The organism is Fimbriimonadaceae bacterium (assembly GCA_019454125.1).
In the GTDB taxonomy this organism is placed as follows: Bacteria; Armatimonadota; Fimbriimonadia; order Fimbriimonadales; family Fimbriimonadaceae; genus JALHNM01.
In genome coordinates this window covers 1,465,672-1,482,442 of sequence record CP075365.1, presented here as the reverse complement: position 1 = coordinate 1,482,442, position 16,771 = coordinate 1,465,672, and the positions used below count along the sequence as shown (strand labels likewise).

Annotated in this window: 19 protein-coding genes; 10 read left to right on the top strand and 9 right to left on the bottom strand. The window is 62.0% G+C overall.

What is annotated here, in order from left to right:
* Positions 1 to 95 precede the first annotated feature (95 nt).
* Positions 96 to 764 (top strand): PEP-CTERM sorting domain-containing protein, encoded by a 669-nt coding sequence (locus KF733_07335; protein QYK54819.1) that lies wholly within the window; start codon positions 96 to 98, stop codon positions 762 to 764.
* 43 nt (positions 765 to 807) lie between these two features.
* Complete coding sequence (locus tag KF733_07330) at positions 808 to 1,509, top strand: prepilin-type N-terminal cleavage/methylation domain-containing protein (GenBank protein QYK57160.1); 702 nt, start codon at positions 808 to 810, stop codon at positions 1,507 to 1,509.
* A gap of 17 nt (positions 1,510 to 1,526) precedes the next feature.
* Here the strand turns inward: KF733_07330 and KF733_07325 are convergent, their stop codons facing one another.
* The 5 genes from KF733_07325 to KF733_07305 form a co-directional block, all read right to left on the bottom strand.
* Positions 1,527 to 2,513 (bottom strand): hypothetical protein, encoded by a 987-nt coding sequence (locus KF733_07325; GenBank protein QYK54818.1) that lies wholly within the window; start codon positions 2,511 to 2,513, stop codon positions 1,527 to 1,529.
* The gene (locus KF733_07320; GenBank protein ID QYK54817.1) at positions 2,510 to 2,830 is read right to left on the bottom strand and encodes a hypothetical protein; all 321 of its coding nucleotides are present in this window, start codon (positions 2,828 to 2,830) and stop codon (positions 2,510 to 2,512) included. Before KF733_07320 ends, KF733_07325 begins: the two co-directional genes overlap by 4 nt.
* 191 nt (positions 2,831 to 3,021) lie before the next feature.
* Positions 3,022 to 4,101: a type IV pilus twitching motility protein PilT gene (locus tag KF733_07315; GenBank protein ID QYK54816.1), complete on the bottom strand. Its 1,080-nt coding sequence runs from the start codon at positions 4,099 to 4,101 to the stop codon at positions 3,022 to 3,024.
* Between the two features lie 44 nt (positions 4,102 to 4,145).
* A complete protein-coding gene (locus KF733_07310; GenBank protein QYK54815.1) occupies positions 4,146 to 5,282 on the bottom strand; it encodes a PilT/PilU family type 4a pilus ATPase in 1,137 nt (378 codons plus the stop codon).
* Positions 5,218 to 5,946, bottom strand: a complete 729-nt coding sequence (locus KF733_07305; GenBank protein QYK54814.1) for a hypothetical protein — start codon at positions 5,944 to 5,946, stop codon at positions 5,218 to 5,220. The genes KF733_07310 and KF733_07305 overlap by 65 nt, the downstream gene beginning before the upstream one ends.
* Before the next feature lie 231 nt (positions 5,947 to 6,177).
* On the opposite strand from KF733_07305, the gene KF733_07300 reads away from it, so the two are divergent.
* The 3 genes from KF733_07300 to nusG all read left to right on the top strand — a co-directional run bounded on the left by KF733_07300 (position 6,178) and on the right by nusG (position 7,547).
* Positions 6,178 to 6,675 carry a transcription elongation factor GreA gene (locus KF733_07300; GenBank protein ID QYK54813.1) on the top strand — a complete coding sequence of 166 codons (498 nt, stop codon included), beginning with the start codon at positions 6,178 to 6,180 and terminating at the stop codon, positions 6,673 to 6,675.
* A 105-nt stretch (positions 6,676 to 6,780) separates the two neighbouring features.
* Positions 6,781 to 7,017, top strand: coding sequence for a preprotein translocase subunit SecE (secE, locus tag KF733_07295; GenBank protein QYK54812.1), 237 nt, complete (start codon positions 6,781 to 6,783; stop codon positions 7,015 to 7,017).
* Positions 7,018 to 7,019: 2 nt separating this feature from the next.
* Positions 7,020 to 7,547 (top strand): transcription termination/antitermination factor NusG, encoded by a 528-nt coding sequence (gene nusG / locus KF733_07290; protein QYK54811.1) that lies wholly within the window; start codon positions 7,020 to 7,022, stop codon positions 7,545 to 7,547.
* Between the two features lie 51 nt (positions 7,548 to 7,598).
* Here the strand turns inward: nusG and gcvPA are convergent, their stop codons facing one another.
* Together gcvPA and KF733_07280 are read right to left on the bottom strand one after the other, a co-directional pair.
* Complete coding sequence (gene gcvPA / locus KF733_07285) at positions 7,599 to 8,888, bottom strand: aminomethyl-transferring glycine dehydrogenase subunit GcvPA (protein QYK54810.1); 1,290 nt, start codon at positions 8,886 to 8,888, stop codon at positions 7,599 to 7,601.
* A 114-nt stretch (positions 8,889 to 9,002) separates the two neighbouring features.
* On the bottom strand, positions 9,003 to 9,836 hold the full coding sequence (locus tag KF733_07280; GenBank protein QYK54809.1) for a prepilin-type N-terminal cleavage/methylation domain-containing protein: 834 nt from the start codon (positions 9,834 to 9,836) through the stop codon (positions 9,003 to 9,005).
* A 143-nt stretch (positions 9,837 to 9,979) separates the two neighbouring features.
* Here KF733_07280 and sdhB point away from each other — a divergent pair, with 143 nt between their 5' ends.
* The 4 genes from sdhB (at position 9,980) to ffh (ending at position 14,914) form a co-directional block, all read left to right on the top strand.
* Complete coding sequence (sdhB, locus tag KF733_07275; GenBank protein QYK54808.1) at positions 9,980 to 10,753, top strand: succinate dehydrogenase iron-sulfur subunit; 774 nt, start codon at positions 9,980 to 9,982, stop codon at positions 10,751 to 10,753.
* A gap of 94 nt (positions 10,754 to 10,847) precedes the next feature.
* Positions 10,848 to 12,680: a thioredoxin family protein gene (locus KF733_07270; protein QYK54807.1), complete on the top strand. Its 1,833-nt coding sequence runs from the start codon at positions 10,848 to 10,850 to the stop codon at positions 12,678 to 12,680.
* Positions 12,681 to 12,691: 11 nt separating this feature from the next.
* Complete coding sequence (kdsA, locus tag KF733_07265; protein ID QYK54806.1) at positions 12,692 to 13,525, top strand: 3-deoxy-8-phosphooctulonate synthase; 834 nt, start codon at positions 12,692 to 12,694, stop codon at positions 13,523 to 13,525.
* A 39-nt stretch (positions 13,526 to 13,564) separates the two neighbouring features.
* Positions 13,565 to 14,914, top strand: coding sequence for a signal recognition particle protein (gene ffh, locus KF733_07260; protein ID QYK54805.1), 1,350 nt, complete (start codon positions 13,565 to 13,567; stop codon positions 14,912 to 14,914).
* Between the two features lie 5 nt (positions 14,915 to 14,919).
* On the opposite strand, the gene KF733_07255 is transcribed toward ffh, so the two are convergent.
* Positions 14,920 to 15,330: a secondary thiamine-phosphate synthase enzyme YjbQ gene (locus KF733_07255; protein QYK54804.1), complete on the bottom strand. Its 411-nt coding sequence runs from the start codon at positions 15,328 to 15,330 to the stop codon at positions 14,920 to 14,922.
* Positions 15,331 to 15,412: 82 nt separating this feature from the next.
* On the opposite strand from KF733_07255, the gene KF733_07250 reads away from it, so the two are divergent.
* On the top strand, positions 15,413 to 16,189 hold the full coding sequence (locus tag KF733_07250) for a PEP-CTERM sorting domain-containing protein (GenBank protein QYK54803.1): 777 nt from the start codon (positions 15,413 to 15,415) through the stop codon (positions 16,187 to 16,189).
* A 91-nt stretch (positions 16,190 to 16,280) separates the two neighbouring features.
* On the opposite strand, the gene KF733_07245 is transcribed toward KF733_07250, so the two are convergent.
* Positions 16,281 to 16,763 (bottom strand): hypothetical protein, encoded by a 483-nt coding sequence (locus KF733_07245; protein ID QYK54802.1) that lies wholly within the window; start codon positions 16,761 to 16,763, stop codon positions 16,281 to 16,283.
* Positions 16,764 to 16,771 lie beyond the last annotated feature (8 nt).

Here is a 16,771-nt window from a genome sequence, read left to right as displayed (position 1 = left end):
TAAGACGGGTGTGATCGCGCCTGTCCTTTAGGCCTTTACGCGCCTCTGCTTTGGGCAGTTATGCCCCTTGACCTCACCATAAGAACATGAAGGTAATGCTCAATAAGACAACACTTGCCGCCCTCGCCGTTATCGGCGGGAACACCCTCGCCTTTGCGCACGGGGAGACGATGCACCTCTTCCTGGACAATGGCGTCCCCGCCATGGGCCTCCGCGACGAGACTTCCCAGGTCACGAAGCAGCGCGCCTTTCAAGGCACGTTCACCTGGAACGCCGCGCTCAACGCGTACTCGACTTCCTCTCCCGGCTGGACTTGGAGCGATGAGTGGGAACCGAGCGACGAGCTCGGCTTCAACGTCCTCACTTCTGTCCAGAGATGGGACGGCGCCCAGTTCGTCAATGCGGGCCAGCAGTTCCGGATCTCTCTCGAAGGGAAATCTATCGACACCACGGGAGGCTACAACGCCGGCTTCTTCACCGTGATCGGCGCCGACGACCATAAGCACTTCCGCTACACGCTGCTCGGCGTCGCCCAAGGCGATCTGGACACCGCCGTTTACCGCATCAATCTGGAAGGCATACGCCACGAGCACCACGACCACGACATCCGGTATCCGGGGTTTGGATTGGTGCTCAATCGCGGGGCGAGCCAGGAGAGCTTCAACGCGGCTTACGACTACGCGCTCAGGAACCCGGTCCCCGAGCCGGTCACCCTCGCATCGCTGGTGACGACGATCGCCGCGATGCTGCGCCGCCGCCGTTAGGCACGGCCTCCCTTTGGGCCGGCAACGCCGGCCCAAGACACCGATGAAAACCCAGACTTCCGAACTTCCAAATTGCCGAGAGCGCACGGCTTTCACCCTGATCGAGCTCCTCGTCGTGATCGCGATCATCGCGGTGCTCGCGGCGATTCTCTTTCCCGTCTTCGGCCAGGCTAAGACCGCGGCCAAGGCGACCTCTTGCCTCTCAAACATGCGACAAATTGGGATTGCCGTACAGCTGTACTTTGGAGATTTCGATGACACCTTCCCGCTCGACTCGCATTATGGGAAGAAGTGGGCTTGGCCCACAACCTTGCAGCCCTATACAAGAGCAGTCCTGCTCGCACGCTGCCCGGGAGACCCGAGCGTGAACTTTGAAAAACCTCTTGGAAACGGGACGTTGACGCGAGCCACGAGTTATGCGGTCAACTTCTGGATGAGTCCACAGGACCCTAGAGACCCCTCGCCGCTGCGCGGCTACAACACCGAGACATCGATCAAGTCGCCTTCGACGACCATCTATATGGCCGAATTAGTCGATAACAGCGTTAACGAACACTTTCATCCCGCCCTCTGGTACCCCGACAACGTGGAAGGCGTGTATATCAACCCGCTGAAAGAACTGGCGACAAAAAGGCACAACGACCGCGCGAACTATCTCTTCGTCGACGGACATGCGAAGTCCTATGTCTTCTCCTCGACGTTTTCGGGTGACGGGGGCACCGACCTTTACGACCCTACGCGTTGAGCGCGCCTATAAGCCTCTTATGGCAAGATCGTACCTTCGACGTGACCCCTCGGTGTTCCGGGAACGTAGGATTGCACTTGGATGGTCTTGTGGAACCTGGACAACCTTGCCGTACTAAGAAATTCCACGACATCGCCCTCGCTCCTAAACGGACCGTTCGGGCTGACATGGCCGAGAAGGTGCTGTCTAATCGCTTTTTGCAGAGCACGATCTTGCATTGAGAACATGTCTCCTTCGATGGCATTGCCAAGGGACCAATTCTCCCCGCCAGCCGCGACGAACAGGTTGGACATGGCCTCGCTGTACTTCAGACTCCAATTTCGAATGGATTTCGACAGCGCGTCTAGAGCCTTGGACGTCAGATCAAGCTGTGTTTCTGACGTAAGAGAGAGAGACGACCTGACTTTCAGATTCGAGTACGGGGTTCCGACCCGGGCGTCGTACCACGACGGCAGCGACGGTTCGGGTGCAGACTTGTCGAAGATGGCCGGACCTCCCTCCAGTGCTTTGCGGCGGTCGCCGGCGTCTGGGGCTAGAAGCGAAGACCGGAAAGTCTTAACACCATCGGAAAGCACGAAGGTGGCCGCAGGCGCTAAGCCAACCATAGAGTTTGGCCCGAGCGAGGAACGACCCTCTGAAGACTGAATAGATCCGACATTGAACTTCGCAACTTCCGCAAGGATCGGAGGCAACGAGCTGGCTATTTGCACGGATCCGGACGACGAGATCAGTAACCGAGCACGTACTAACTCTTCTAATAAACCCTCGCGTAACTTGTGCTTCGTGAGATCGGGAGCCGCCACTACAGCATAGCCACCTATGAGCCAAACGCCATAACCCTCCTTCTCCAAAGACTTTCGAGACTCTGGAGAAGCTGAGCCGTCTCTGTAGACGCGTTGGAGGTCCGCAGAAGACAGGTCGCTCGCCGAGACGACGAGAGTCGCCCTAGGAACCTCGTCTGCGGTGATGAAGAAGAGGCTGGCTCCTAGGGCGATTAGACTCATTCCGGTACCGCCGGTGATTTGACGCGGTCAACCCGACCATTGGAGTGCAGCGAAGCGGTTCTTGTGATCTTCTGTTCGTCGTCGACCGACGACACCCACTTGAAGGTCTCGCTTCCGCCTTCGAAACTCCAAAGTGCGAACGTCGTCAACGTCCATCCGGGAAGGAGGGTTGTCGCGTCAAAGTCCTCATAAGCGGTGACAATGTTGCTCACCTCGACGGGCGTAAGCCAGCTCTCCCAAGTTGGCGGGTTTTCGGTCGGGGATCCAGACTTTGAGTCGTCGCGAACATCAGTTTCCTGGTATGCGGGTAGGTTCATTGTAGTTGTGCCCCCCATTGTCGACCGTACTGTTCCAGTAGTACTTGTCCGTCTCCACAATGTGGATGGTTGAGACGTGTTGCCACGCCATCATCGGTGAAAGGGCTATAATCAAAGTGTTTAGCACCCCGTAATGATACCCCCCCCCAAGGCGAACAGAAACTTCCGCAATTACACTGGAATTCCGTGCGTCAGGCGCCCGCGACAACCATGTGGGCCGCGCGCGAAGCGAACTCGCTCGTGTTGCTCGATTTGGCCAGCGCGTGCTCGTAATCGATTAGGCCGTCCTTAAGCAGCCCGAGCAAACAACCGTCCAAAGTCTGCATGCCGTGTTCGTGGCCGGTCTGGATGTCGTGGTAGAGGCTGTGCGTCTTGCCGTCGCGGATCATGGTGCGGATCGCCGGCGTGGCGGTCATGACTTCAAAGGCGGCGACCCGGCCCGTGCCCTGCTTTGTGGGCAAGAGGGTCTGGCTCACGACCGCTTGCAGCGTGACGCTGAGCTGTGTGCGGATTTGGGCTTGCTGGTCCGGGTCGAAGACGTCGACGATGCGGTCGATGGTCTGCGCCGCGTCCACCGTGTGCAGGGTCGAGAACACCAAGTGCCCGGTCTCGGCGGCCGTGATCGCAAGCTGGATCGTCTCAAGGTCGCGCATCTCGCCGACCAGGATCACGTCGGGGTTTTGGCGCATAACGTGGCGAAGCGCGTCAGAAAAGCTATGGGTGTCGGTCCCCAGTTCCCGCTGGTTGATCACCGATTTCTTATCCTGGTGCACATACTCGATCGGGTCTTCGATCGTCATGATGTGCTTTAAGGAGTTCTCATTGATATGGTTGATCATTGCGGCCAAGCTTGTGGATTTGCCGCTGCCCGTCGGTCCCGTCACGAGCACAAGCCCGCGCGGAAGCAAGGCGATCCGCTTGGTGACTTGCGGGATCCGCAACTCGTCGATAGTGCGGATTTTGTAAGGGATCAACCGGAAGACGCCGCCGACATGTTGGCGCTGCCAATAAAGGTTAACACGAAACCGGGCGAGACCGGGGACGGCGTAAGAAAGGTCGCACTCTTTAAAGTTTTCGAGCCTGTCGCGCTTCTCCTCGGTCAGGATGCCGAACAGCATGTCGTGAACCTGCTGCTCGGATAGGGGCGGCACGTCCAGACGCTCAAGCTCGCCGCGCAGACGCATGAGCGGCGGATTGTCGACCTTGATATGAAGGTCGCTGCCATCGAGCTCGACGAGGCGGTGGAGCAGGTCGTCTAGGATCTCAGGCATGGCCTAACCCGATTGTCCCACAAAAGACCCGCGCAAAACCAATATCAGCGGCGCAGCATCTGCTTCAGTTCGGAAACGATGCCCGCGTAGTTCAGCGCGACCTCTTCCGCGATGATCCCTGCCTTCACGTATCTGGCGAGGCCCTGGTTCATCGTCTGCATCCCCCAGAAGCCGCCTTCATTCATCAGGTGGTAGAGGTCGCCGAAGTGGCCGTCCTCGATCGCCTTGCTGACGGTCGGCGTGCAGATCAGGATCTCCGGCACGACCACGCGGCCGTTGCCGTCCGCGCGCGGCACAAGCTTCTGGGCGATGATGCCGCGAAGCGAGTTGGCCAGGCGCTGGCAAAGGTGCGCCTTCTCGTGCGGCGGGAACATGTTGATGATGCGGTCGAGCGTCTCGTAGGCGCTCGCGGTATGAACCGAGGAGAAGACCAAGTGGCCGGTCTCACCGGCCTGCATGGCGGCGTGCATCGTCGTCGTGTCGCGCATCTCACCGATGAGGATCACGTCCGGAGCTTCGCGCACCACGGCGCGCAGAGCCGGCATAAAGTCGTCGGTGTCCATGCCGACCTCGCGCTGGCTGACGTAGCCGGTCTTATCCTGGTGCTCGATCTCTAGCGGGTCCTCAATCGTGACGATGTGGACCGGGCGCGTGGAGTTGATGATATCGATCAGCGCCGCGAGGGTCGTGGTCTTGCCCGAACCGGTGGGCCCCGTGACCAGGATCAAGCCCTGGCGGTGCTTGGTCTGCTCACCGAGCACGGTCGGCAGGCCGAGCTCTTCCAGCGAGCGCATGCGCGATGGGATGATGCGCATGACGGCGGCAGGGCCGCCCCGCTGGCGGTAGACGTTCGTGCGGACACGGCACTTGTCTTCCAGGTGGAAGGCGAGGTCCATCTCGTTCGTGGCCTCGAACTTCTTCCGTTGCCGCTCGTTCATCACCGAGTACAGCATGCGTGTGATGTGCTCTTCGTCAAGCGTGGGCCACTCGCCCGGCATGGCCTTAACGGCGGAATACTGCTTGATCATGGGCTTGTGGCCGCATTTGATCATCACGTCAGAGGCAGCGAGGTCGTAACCCTCCTGGATGAGGTCGCGAAGTTCGATCGAAGCCGGTTCACGCATGTGGGCGTCCTGTGCGGCCAGGGCGGGCAGAAAGCCGCCGCCGGGCGCGGTTGGCAAGCGCGAAGTATACCAATCCGACCGCGGCAAGGGCCGATACTCCTGCCAAGCCAACCAGGAGGGTTGTCGGCGGGGCCGCGCCCTTTTTGGATGCCTTTTGCCGGATCTGCGGCTCCTGGAACCGGGCCGGAATCTTGAGGGCGGCCGGGTCTTGGACCAGGGCGACCACCCGGTACTCGATCCCCAACGGCGCCTCGCTGTAAGTGGCCTTCAGAACCACCGTGTCCGACTCGTAATCCTTTAACGTGACCCCGTCGACCGGCTTCTCCCCGTCGAAATTCACGAGGACGGTAGAGACTTGGAAGGGCGCGGGCACGCCCAGGAACGCTCGGACGACCGGTTGTAACCGCAGCTCACCGCTTTGGCGGTCGATCAGCCCGTCCACCGCGAAGCGTGCCTTGGTCGCGCTAAGGTCCGCCGTCAACTTGTCACGGGTGACGGCGAGGCCTCGGGGCTCCGACCCGAGTTCCCGGCCCATCGCCAGGCAAATGTTGCGCAGGGTCTCGCCGGGATAGGCGGAGGAGACCATCGAGACCTGGACCATGTCCGCCCCGGTGGCGTGCTTCCAGACCGTGACGATCGCCTGGGGCGGTTGCAGCGCCGGATCTGGGGACTGGGCCAGGGCCATTGAGGCCAACAAGACCCAGACGAGCAGCAAACGCACGTTTGTTAAGATACCTTTCGCCAGGATAGGCCTCTTTCCAAGCAGCCACCTTCCCCATTTTCAGGTACCTGACCGCGTTTTCCCCATAAAGAAGACGGCGGTTCGTCCCGAAAATGGCGGAAAACTGGCCTGTCCGGAGGAACCGGCCGAACTCGAAAGTCGTCAGTAGATTTTCGGCGCTTGGGCCCTTAACTCCCAAGTCGTGCTAGAATGCCGCGCCATACCGCTCCCATGGAAGACCTCGAGCTTGAACAGTCAGCGCCAATCGTGCTTACCCCGGAGGGCCATGCCCGCCTCCAGGCTGAATTGACGCGCCTCACCGGCGTCAAGCGGGCAGAGATTGCCGAACGCTTGCGCGAAAGCATGGACCACGGCGAGTTCAGCGAGGACAACTCGGAGCTTGACGAGGTGAAGCTGGAGCAGGCCATCGTGGAGAACCGGATCAGCGAGCTCCGCTCGATCTTTTCGAACGCCGAGATTTTGGAGACCAGCCAGATCCCGACCGACGTGGTCGGTGTCGGTTCGCAGGTCGAGGTCGAGGACGCCGAACGGGGCATCTCGTTCAAAGTCCGCCTCGTCTCGACGGTGGAGGCGAACCCGGACGAAGATTTGATCAGCGAAGAGTCTCCGATGGGCCAGGCGCTTTTTGGCTGCGCTGTCGGCGAATTGGCCGAGTTCGAGGCTCCCCAGGGCAAGATCGCCTACAAGATCCTCTCGATCAGCCGCTGAGAAACGGCCCGGGCCGGCCCCGGCCCTTAGGTACGATCAGCTATTCCCCTCTGGTGCCGGACGGCCGGACTGATCGTCGGTACCTGGATAAAGCGTGAAAGAACAATGAGTGAACGCCCAGAAGGCGCGCCGATGGTGAAGATCGGCAGACGCGGCCTCACCGGATTTTTTAGGGACGTGCAGCGCGAAATGCGCCAGGTCAACTGGCCGACCCGTCAAGAGACCACCCGGCTGACCGGTGTGGTCTTGGGGGTCTGCGGCCTCATCGCGCTCATGCTCACGGTCTTGTCGTTCCTCTTCGAAGCCGCGCTTCGGATGCTGGGCTTAGGGGGAGGGGGCTAGGCGTGGCCAGGGCCTGGTACGCCGTCCACACCATCTCCGGTCACGAGAACAAGGTCAAGGAGCTGCTGACGCGCCGCGCGACCATGGAGCGCGTGTGGAACCTCGACATTTTTGAGATCCTGATCCCCACGGAGCAGGAGATGACGACCCGCGCCGGCAAGCGCGTGACCCGCGAGAAGAAGGTCTTCCCCGGCTATATCCTCGTCCAAATGAACTTGACGGACGACACCTACAAGATCGTGAAGGGCACGTCTGGGGTGACGGGCTTCGTCCAGAGCGGCAACCGGCCGATCCCGCTCGAACAGTACGAGGTGGACCGGATCATGCGCAATCTGGAGAGCAGTAAGGAGGCGCCCAAGGTCGCGTTCAACAAAGAAGACGTCATCCGCGTCATCGACGGCCCGTTCGTCGATTACACCGGCAAGATCGAAGAGGTCAACCCGGAAAAGGAACAGGTCAAGGTGCTTATCTCGATCTTCGGGCGCGACACGCCAGTCGAACTCAAGTTCGACCAGATCGAAAAGATGTAGCGTGATTACGATTCACGGTTGACGGCCGTCGCGTCAACCGTGAATCGTAAGTCACAACGCTTCTTTGAGCGCGGCGGCGAAGCCGTCGATCTGCGCCTTGGTCCGCACCTCGGTCACCGCGACGAGCAAGTCGTTCTCCATGGTCTGGTAGTACTCCGAAAGGGGCAGCCCGGCCAGATAGCCTTTCTCGATCAGTGCGTCACGGACCTCGGCGGCAGGGCGGGGCAGGCTTAGGACGAACTCGCCGAAGACCCGGCCCGGATATTTCAGCTTGCCCCCCGCCTCGGTTAGTCTCTGGATGGCGTACTGGGTGTTGCGGACGCTGGATTCGGCCACGCGGCGGATCCCGTTCTTGCCTACCGCAGACATGTAGACCGTTGCCGCAAGCGCCATGAGCGCTTCGTTCGTGCAGATGTTGCTGGTGGCTTTCTCACGGCGGATGTCCTGCTCCCGGGTACGCAGGGTCATTGTATAGCCAGAGCGCCCCTGAGCGTCGTGGGTGCGACCGACGATCCTGCCGGGGATCTGCCGGATGAACTCCTGCTTGCAGGCGAAGAGGCCGAGCAGAGGCCCGCCATAGCCCATGGGGACACCGAGGGGTTGCCCCTCGGCCGTGACCACGTCGGCATCAAAAGCGCCCGGGGGCGTGAGGATGCCGCAAGCCGTGGGGTCTGCCGAGACGATGAACATCGCCCCCGCCGACCGCGCCGCGTCGCGCGCTTTGCCGAGGTCTTCGACGATGCCGAAAAAGTTTGGATACTGGACCAAGACGCACGCCACGGAATCGTCGACGGCAGAAAAGTCCACGGTCTCTCCGCCCGTGCAAGGCAGCTCCCGGATCGAGACCCCGAGCGACCAGCAGTAGGTCTCCAGCACTTGTCGGTAGTGGGGGTGGACGGCTTGGCTCACCGCGACGACGTCGCGGCCCTTGATGCCGGTCGCCATGATCGCCGCCTCGGCGAGCGCCGTCGCCCCGTCGTACATGCTCGCGTTCGCGAGATCCATTCCGAAGAGGTCGGCGACCATCGTCTGGAACTCATAGATCGTCTGCAGATAGCCTTGGCTCAGCTCCGGCTGGTAAGGCGTGTAAGCGGTGAGGAACTCGCCGCGCGACACCACCGCCGCGACCGAGGCAGGCACGAAGCGGTCGTAGATCCCCGCTCCAAGGAAGCACACGAGCTTCGTCGCGTCCAGGTTCCGGTCGGCCAAGCCCTTGAGGTGCTGGAAGAGCTGCCGCTCGTCCATGGCGGGGGGAACGTCGAGCTCGCGCCGCAGGCGCAAAGATTCGGGAATTTCGACGAAGAGGTCGTCGATCGACTCGACGCCGATAGTCTCAAGCATCTCGGCGACGTCTTGCTCGGTGTGAGGGATGTACGGGATGAAGTGAAAGGTACCTCCGAACCCTCGGAGGAGCCATCACCCTGGTCCGGGACCCGTCCCGGGCCCCGGTGCCCGCTAGTTCGGCGCCCAGACCCAGTTGTAGGTCTCGGGCACCCGGACGGCGTCCCCGCAGGAAAGCACCCGGTTATTGCCGAGGGTTACAATCACGTCTTCGGTCAGGCAATAGCCCATGCGGTCCGAAGTCTTCGGCGGCATCGAGTACCAGTTCTCCCGGGACATCCGGCCGTAGGCAGCGCAGAGGTTCCAGTCCACCACCTTTGCGTGGCCGTCCAAGAACGCGACGTTGAACTTGCCGCCATGGCGGAGCGCGCTCTTGCGGAACGGCCCGTTGTAGGTGTCCAAGTTGAACTGGTCGAAGACGCCCATCGTGTACCGGGGGGTGTCATAGGTGTCGCCAAAGGCGAACATGCTGCCAGGGTTCTCGGCCTGGGTCACGACGACCCCGACCTGCAACTGGCCGCCGCCCTGGATCGGCGTCTCCGCCTGCAACAGGCCTCCGCCCGAATAAGTTTGGATGCCCCAGTTGTAGCCGTAGCCGAAGCAGCGCTTGCTCTTGATCGTGGAATCAATGTCCCCCATGTCGCAGACCGCGTCCGTCCGCTCCGGGCTGTAGAAAACCTCGTAGCTCTTCAGGTACGGCATCAGGACGTACCAGTAGTCCGTGCGGCGCGGCGCGGCGGGAAGGTCGTTCCAGAGCGAGGGGGTCCGATCGTCGCTGTCGCCGACGTACATCATCATGCCGACCGAGATCTGCCTGACGTTGCTCAGACTCTGCGTCCGCTTTCCCGCAGCCTTGGCTTGTGCGAAGACGGGGAACAGGATGGCGGCGAGGATCGCGATGATCGCGATCACAACCAGAAGCTCAATAAGCGTAAAAGCGCGGCGCATGCAAGGACACCTCAAGTAAGAGGGTACTTCGTCCCCCAAACTCTTTATCGTGACGCCGATAGGTCCAAGTTCGTTCGCCAAAGCCCCCGTGCCTCGCGATAAAATGGATTTCCCCCAAACCGCGTAGAATGGAGGGTAGCCGTATGGCGAAGACAGTCCGTTTCATCATCCATCGCCAAGCGAACGCTGAAGCGCCCGTCACTTGGGACACGTTCGAGCTGCCTTATCGCCAGAACATGAACGTGGTCTCTGCCCTTATGGAGATCCGGAAGAACCCGACGACGGTCGAAGGCAAAAAGGTCGAGCCGGTCGCGTGGGAAGCCGCCTGCCTGGAAGAAGTCTGCGGATCCTGCACGATGAACGTGAACGGGCACATCCGGCAGTCCTGCACGGCCCTGGTCGAGGAAGTCGGCGAGGAGATCGACGACGTCCTGCAGATCCGGCTGGAGCCGATGAAGAAGTTTCCGCTCGTCCGGGATTTGATGGTCGACCGCAGCCGCATGTTCGAGAACTTGATCAAGATCAAGGGCTGGGTGCCGATCGACGGCTCGTACGACCGCGGCATGGCCCCGCCCCAGGACGACGAGGTCCGCAAGCTCCGGTACGACCTCTCCCGGTGCATCACGTGCGGATGCTGTGTCGAAGCGTGCCCGCAAGTGAACGAGCGGTCGAAGTTCATCGGCCCTGCCGCCGTGGGCCAGACCTTGCTGTTCAACCTCCACCCGGTGGGCAAGACGCTCGCTGCAGACCGGTTGGAAGTCATGACCAGCGAGGAAGGCATCACCAACTGCGGTAACGCCCAAAACTGCGTCAAGGTGTGCCCGAAAGAGGTGCCCCTCACGCTTGCGATCGCCGAGATCAACCGCCAGACCACCGTTACGAAGATCAAGCGCTGGTTCGGCATCGCCGGCCGCTAGCCCCGGGGCCCCGCGCCAAAACAGGCCCTCGGGAACCATTCACGGGTCGAAGGCCGTTTTGGCCGAGAGTAGACTCCCGGAGCTGACCCCCGTCATGAAGCCAAGACTCCTTGCCCTCGTCACCGCCACCCTCCTGGCGATTGCCGCCTGGGCGCAGAACACGCCCCCGACCCTTAGCCTGGAGTTGGAGAAGCCGCAGGCTGTGGCCGGCGAGCTCGTGAAGGGAACGGTCGTGCTGACCTTTGCCGAAGGCCTGCACGGCTACCAGAACCCGCCGAGCGAGGACTACATGATCCCGGTCCAGGTCAAGGCGGGCGAGGGGACTACGCTTTCGAAAGTCGACTACCCGAAAGGCACAAACGAAGCGGTCGGCGGGTCTGCCGAACCGGTCTTGGTCTATTCCGGCGAGACGCGGATCCCGGTCGAGATCGTCGCGCCGAAGGAGACGGGCGAGCACAGGGTCGTGCTGGACGTGAAGTTCCAGCAGTGCGACGCCACCAGTTGCTTCCCGCCGAAGACGATCCAAGCCAAGGCGGCCCTGGCCGTGACCGCCGGTGGTGCGGGGAGCGAGACCCCCGTCACGGCGCCCACCAACCCGGTTCCTGGAGAGCAGCCCCCGGCCGACGCGCCACCGGTCGCTGAACCGCATGGCTCCGGTTTGGCCGGTTGGCTACAAGAGAACTTCCGGCAGCGCAACTTCCTCTTCATCGTGTTGGGCGCGATGATCGTCGGGCTCGCGCTTTGCTTGACGCCTTGCGTCTATCCGATGATCCCGATCACGGTCAGCTATTTCTCCAACCAGAGCGCGACCAACCGGGGGGCCAAGATCGGTCTCGGCCTTTCTTATGCGATGGGGATCGCGCTGACCTACGGGGCGGTGGGGGCCATCTTCGCCGCGCTCGGCAAGGGCGTGGGGGCGCTCTTCACGATGCCCTGGTTCCTCTTCGCGCTCTCAGCGTTGATGGTGGTGCTGGCGCTCTCGATGTTCGACGTGTATGAGATCGGCATCCCCCCATTCATCGGCAAGCACCTGAAGGGCCGTTCCGGCCCCACCGGCGCCCTGATCATGGGGCTGCTCATGGGCTTCGCCGCGGCGCCCTGTGCGGGCGCGCTGGTCAGCGCGGTCGCGATCGAAGTCGCCAACACCCAGAACTTGGGGATCGGCCTGCTCGTCTTCACCTCGATCGGGCTCGGGCTTGGCCTCCCCTTCATCGTCCTCGCCGCGGTCTCGACCGGAGCGAGCAAGGTCTTGCCAAAATCTGGCGGTTGGCTAAAGGCGGTGAAGTCCGTCCTCGGCCTCGTCGTCTTGTGGCTCGCGGTGGACTACCTCTTCAAGGGGCTCGGCATGAAGCCCGACGATCCGAGGACCCTGCTTGGCTGGGTCGCGGCCTATGGGCTCGCCGCCGCCTACCTGCTGTTCTTTGAAAAGGAACAGCCCACGAAGCTGGTGATGGGGATCAAGGGCGTGGCGTTGCTAGCGCTGGGTTTGATGGCGGGCACCGCCCTTGAGGCGCGCTCCCAAGCGCTCTTCAACGAAGAGTTGAGGCAGCTCGGCAACCCCGGAGCGATCAGCGTCAATTGGCAACCGTATAACGCGGAGACCTTCGCCAAGGCGAAAGAGAGCGGCAAGCCGATCTTCATCGACGTCACCGCCGATTGGTGCGTGAAGTGCCAGGAGACCGACAAGAACGTGTTTCGCACGCCTCAGGGGATCGCCGCTTTGAACGAGGTCGTCGCACTCAAGATCGACCACAGCACAGGGGTCGACCCGGCTTATATCGACGCCACCACGAAGGAGTTCAACATCGTGGGCCTTCCCCACTTCATGACCTTCAAGCCGGGCGGCGAAAAACTCGACACGAGGTTCGAGATCCACAACGTGGAGGAACTGAAGACCCTGCTTCGCAAGGCGGGGGCCAAGCTTTGAAGTCGTTTCGGATGGGTTCGGTCGAGGTCGGCGGACCGAGTCTGGTCGTGATCGCCGGGCCGTGCATGGCCGAATCGCTCAGTCTCTGCCGCGAGGTGGCGGAGGGCGTTTCCCAAGCCTGCGCCCGGCTCGGGCTCGGCTATGTGTTCAAAGCCTCGTTCGACAAGGCGAACCGCACTTCGGTCGATTCGAAGCGAGGGCTGGGCATGGAAGAAGGGCTGCGTATCTTGCAGACTGTCGGCCAAGAGTTCGGAGTTCCGACCACCACCGACGTCCACCTCCCCGACCAAGCCGCCGCGGTCGCGCAAGCGGTCGATCTGCTGCAGGTGCCCGCGTTCCTCTGCCGTCAATCCGACCTACTGGAGGCGTGCGCGGCTACGGGGCGGCCCGTGAACGTGAAGAAGGGCCAGTTCCTTGCTCCCCACGATACGGGAAACATCGTGCGGAAGCTGGAAGCCTTCGGGGCCGGCGGGATCATGCTGACCGAACGAGGCACCACATTCGGCTACAACACCCTCGTTGTGGACATGCCAGGGCTGGAGACCATGCGCTCGTTCGGCTGGCCGGTCTGCTTTGACGCCACCCACTCGGCCCAGCGCCCCGGCGGTGCGGGCACCGCAAGCGGCGGCAACCGTGAGGCGATCCCCGCCCTGGCCCGCGCCGCGACGGCGGTCGGCATCGACGCGCTCTTCTTGGAAGTCCATCCGGACCCCGATCGCGCCTTGAGCGACGCGGCCACCCAGTGGCCCCTCGCGATGGCAGAGGAGCTCCTGCGCCAGGTCGTGGCGATCCGGTCAAGTCTGGACCGCCCGGTAGCGAGTGGGCCCAGTAGCGGCGCCCGCTAGCAAGGGGCCGGATCTACCCCAACCGGTAGACTTGCCTCAGTGCTCGACAACCTCACGAAGCGTCTCGGCTCGATCTTTGCCGGCCTGCGCAAGAAGGGCCGTCTGAGTGAGGACGACGTCAACCAAATGCTCCGCGAAGTGCGCGTGGCGCTTTTGGAGGCCGACGTCAACTTCCAGGTCGCGAAGCAGTTTGTCGCGCAGATCAAGGAGAAGGCGGTGGGTGAAGAGGTCTTCGGCAGCCTCTCGGCCGACCAGACCATCATCAAAATCGTCCGCGACGAGCTGATCGAACTGCTCGGTCAAGGCGAAACGCCGGTCAATTGGTCGCCCGCCCCGCCGACCGTCGTGCTGATGTGCGGCCTTCAGGGTTCCGGCAAGACGACCACCTGCGCGAAGTTGGCGAAGTGGCTCGTCCGCCAGGGCAAGAAGCCGATCTTGGCGGCCTGCGACCTTCAGCGACCCGCTGCGGTGAAGCAGCTCCAAGTCCTGGGCGAGCAGGTTGGCGTGCCCGTCTGGGGGCCGGATTCCGGTGAGGGGGCGGCGGCCACCGACCCGGTCACGGTCGCGCGCCAAGCCGTGGAGCGGGCTCGCCACCTCTTCCTCGACGTCGTCGTTCTCGACACCGCCGGGCGGCTGAGCATCGATCAGCCGCTGATGGAGGAGCTCCGTCGCGTCTCCCAGGAGACCAAGCCGAGCGAGACGTTTCTCGTGCTCGACGCGACCACGGGCCAAGAGGCGGTGAACGTCGCGAACGCCTTCCATGAACGGCTGAGCCTCACGGGCGCGATCTTCACCAAGCTCGACGGCGACGCCCGGGGCGGGGCCGTGCTCAGCGTCCGGCAAGCCACGGGAGTTCCCGTACGGTTCATCGGGACAGGTGAGCAGACCGACGCGCTGGAGTTCTTCCAGGCCGACCGCATGGCGGGCCGGATCCTCGGCATGGGCGACGTGCTCGGCATCATCGAAAAGGCCGAGGTCGCCTTCCAGGGCGAGGACATGGCGGGGATGGAGGACAAGATGAAGTCGGGCAAGATCGACTTCAACGACTTCCTCCAGCAGACGCGCATGGTCCGCAAGATGGGCTCGATGAAGAGCCTGATGAAGATGATCCCGGGCCTCTCCAACGCGGTCCCCGAGGAAGCCCTGGAGAACCTCGACGAGCGCCGCCTGGACCACCTTGAGGCCATCGTTCTCAGCATGACCCCGAAAGAACGCGCCAACCCCGAGCTGCTGAACGGCTCGCGGCGCAAGCGCATCGCGCAAGGCTCGGGAACCAGCCAAGCCGACGTCAACCGTCTGATCGAGCAGCTCTACGAGATGCGGAAAGGCATGAAGCAGATGGCCAAGATGCAGCAGCGCATGCAGAAGTTCGGCAAGCGCCGACGCTAGCCCCCTTAGACCCCCATGACTTTGACCACGACGCGCTTACGACGCTGGCCGTCAAACTCCGCGTAAAAGACCTGCTGCCACGGCCCCAGGTCCAGCCTCCCAGCTGTGATCGGCAAGATCACTTGGTGGTGCAACAGGAGGTTCTTCAGGTGGGCTTCGCCGTTGTCTTCACCAGTTCGATGGTGCCGGTAGTCCTTTTTTGGGGCGAGGCTGCCCAGCCATTCCTTGATGTCCTCGATCAGCCCGCCCTCCCAGTCGTTGACGTAGACCGCGGCCGTAATGTGCATCGCGGAGACGAGGACCATGCCTTCGTGGACCTTTGATTCCGCGACGATCGCGGCGATTTCATCAGTGATCCTCACGAACTCCTCGCGGGAATTTGTAGCGAAAGTTAGGTACTCGGTATGAGTTCTCATAATTTTACTGGCACCGTTTATAGTAAAGCGCCTCTTTTGGGGTGTATCCTATATATCGGAGTTTGTACTCTTGGAGATGGATATGAAGAGGATTTTCGCTATCGCGCTTGCAGCTGTCGCAAGCTCTGCCTTTGCCGTGGATCTTTACACGGTCCGTGAGTCGGACAATATGCTCCGCAAATTGGACTCCAACACCCTGGCGTTCAGCAACGTCGGCCTTCTTGGCGTCGGCTTTGAATTCGGGGATTTGGCCTACAACACGGCAAACAACACGATGTACATGGTGGACGGCTGGGGCGGCGGATTCGGCGCTATCAGCACGCTTTACCGGGTCAACCTGAACACCGGCGCCGCCACTGCGATCGGATCGACCGGCGTCACCAGCCTGTTCGGACTTGCCTATGACCAGAGCAACGGCAAACTTTACGCCGGCAAGTCCACGGACAACCCTCAGGGCCTGTTCGAGCTCGACATGAACACTGGCGCGGCCACCGCGATCGGAAACCCGTTCATCAACCTGGACGCCATGACCTACAACAGTTCGACCGGCGAATTGCTCGGCATGTTCGCAGGCCCGGGCACTTTCCACAGCCTTGACCGCACCAATGGTTCGGCGACGAACCTTGGCGGCGACGGCTTCGTGGACAACGGCGGCATGGCATACGTTCAGGACCTGAACCGCATCCTCGCCATCGATTGGAGTGGAAACCTTTACAGCTACAACCCGGCCAACTACACGCGCAACCTGCTTCTGAGCGGACTGGGCGCCCATGACGGCCTGGCGGTCGTTCCGGAACCGGCCACGATGCTCGTGCTTGGCGCGGGCCTCGCCGCCCTCGCCGCTCGCCGCCGCAAGTAAAGAGGCGTCAAGCGACAAAAATGAGCGGCTGAGACCAAAGGCGGTGTCAGTCGCTCATTCTTTTTCGTCGCCCGGTCGCCGGCTGACCCGCTTAGCCCCCCAGATATTTCTCCGGGATCGGGCCGAAGTTTTGCTCGCCCGACCAGGCGAGGCTTTGGATCCACCAGCGCTCCCCGTCGAACGTGAGCTGGATGCTATTGATTCCCCGATCGTAGGGCTTGCCGCCGATCTGCGAGTCATAGGTGCTGAAGACGTGGGCGACCGCGCCGTAGCTCTCGACCCTTCGCGAAAGCTCCTTCTCTTCGAACCCGTCTTTCTCCAGAATGGGCCCGCCCCGCTTTTCATAGTCTTCGGGGGTCAGCGCGGTGGAGACGATCTTCTCGTCCCTCTTCGCGGTGACGATCATGCGGGCGCCGGGCGCAAAGAGCCTGTGGAACCGGCCCCAGTCCCTTTTCTGGCCCGCCGGGCCCGAGATCACGTCATAGAGGGCGTTGATGATCGAATCGATAGAATCTGTGTCGCTCTTCTGGGCGAGGGCCAAGCCAGGCAAGAGGGCGAGACAAACCAAAGCCATACGAGTTC

Coding starts and splice junctions, on each gene's coding strand:
- KF733_07270 (QYK54807.1), top strand. CDS start 10,848: ATGAAGCCAAGACTCCTTGCCCTCGTCACCGCCACCCTCCTGGCGATT.
- KF733_07250 (QYK54803.1), top strand. CDS start 15,413: ATGAAGAGGATTTTCGCTATCGCGCTTGCAGCTGTCGCAAGCTCTGCC.
- KF733_07245 (QYK54802.1), bottom strand. CDS start 16,763: ATGGCTTTGGTTTGTCTCGCCCTCTTGCCTGGCTTGGCCCTCGCCCAG.
- KF733_07320 (QYK54817.1), bottom strand. CDS start 2,830: ATGAACCTACCCGCATACCAGGAAACTGATGTTCGCGACGACTCAAAG.
- KF733_07255 (QYK54804.1), bottom strand. CDS start 15,330: ATGAGAACTCATACCGAGTACCTAACTTTCGCTACAAATTCCCGCGAG.
- KF733_07330 (QYK57160.1), top strand. CDS start 808: ATGAAAACCCAGACTTCCGAACTTCCAAATTGCCGAGAGCGCACGGCT.
- kdsA (QYK54806.1), top strand. CDS start 12,692: ATGGGTTCGGTCGAGGTCGGCGGACCGAGTCTGGTCGTGATCGCCGGG.
- KF733_07300 (QYK54813.1), top strand. CDS start 6,178: ATGGAAGACCTCGAGCTTGAACAGTCAGCGCCAATCGTGCTTACCCCG.
- secE (QYK54812.1), top strand. CDS start 6,781: ATGAGTGAACGCCCAGAAGGCGCGCCGATGGTGAAGATCGGCAGACGC.
- sdhB (QYK54808.1), top strand. CDS start 9,980: ATGGCGAAGACAGTCCGTTTCATCATCCATCGCCAAGCGAACGCTGAA.
- KF733_07315 (QYK54816.1), bottom strand. CDS start 4,101: ATGCCTGAGATCCTAGACGACCTGCTCCACCGCCTCGTCGAGCTCGAT.
- KF733_07325 (QYK54818.1), bottom strand. CDS start 2,513: ATGAGTCTAATCGCCCTAGGAGCCAGCCTCTTCTTCATCACCGCAGAC.
- KF733_07280 (QYK54809.1), bottom strand. CDS start 9,836: ATGCGCCGCGCTTTTACGCTTATTGAGCTTCTGGTTGTGATCGCGATC.
- KF733_07335 (QYK54819.1), top strand. CDS start 96: ATGCTCAATAAGACAACACTTGCCGCCCTCGCCGTTATCGGCGGGAAC.
- gcvPA (QYK54810.1), bottom strand. CDS start 8,888: ATGCTTGAGACTATCGGCGTCGAGTCGATCGACGACCTCTTCGTCGAA.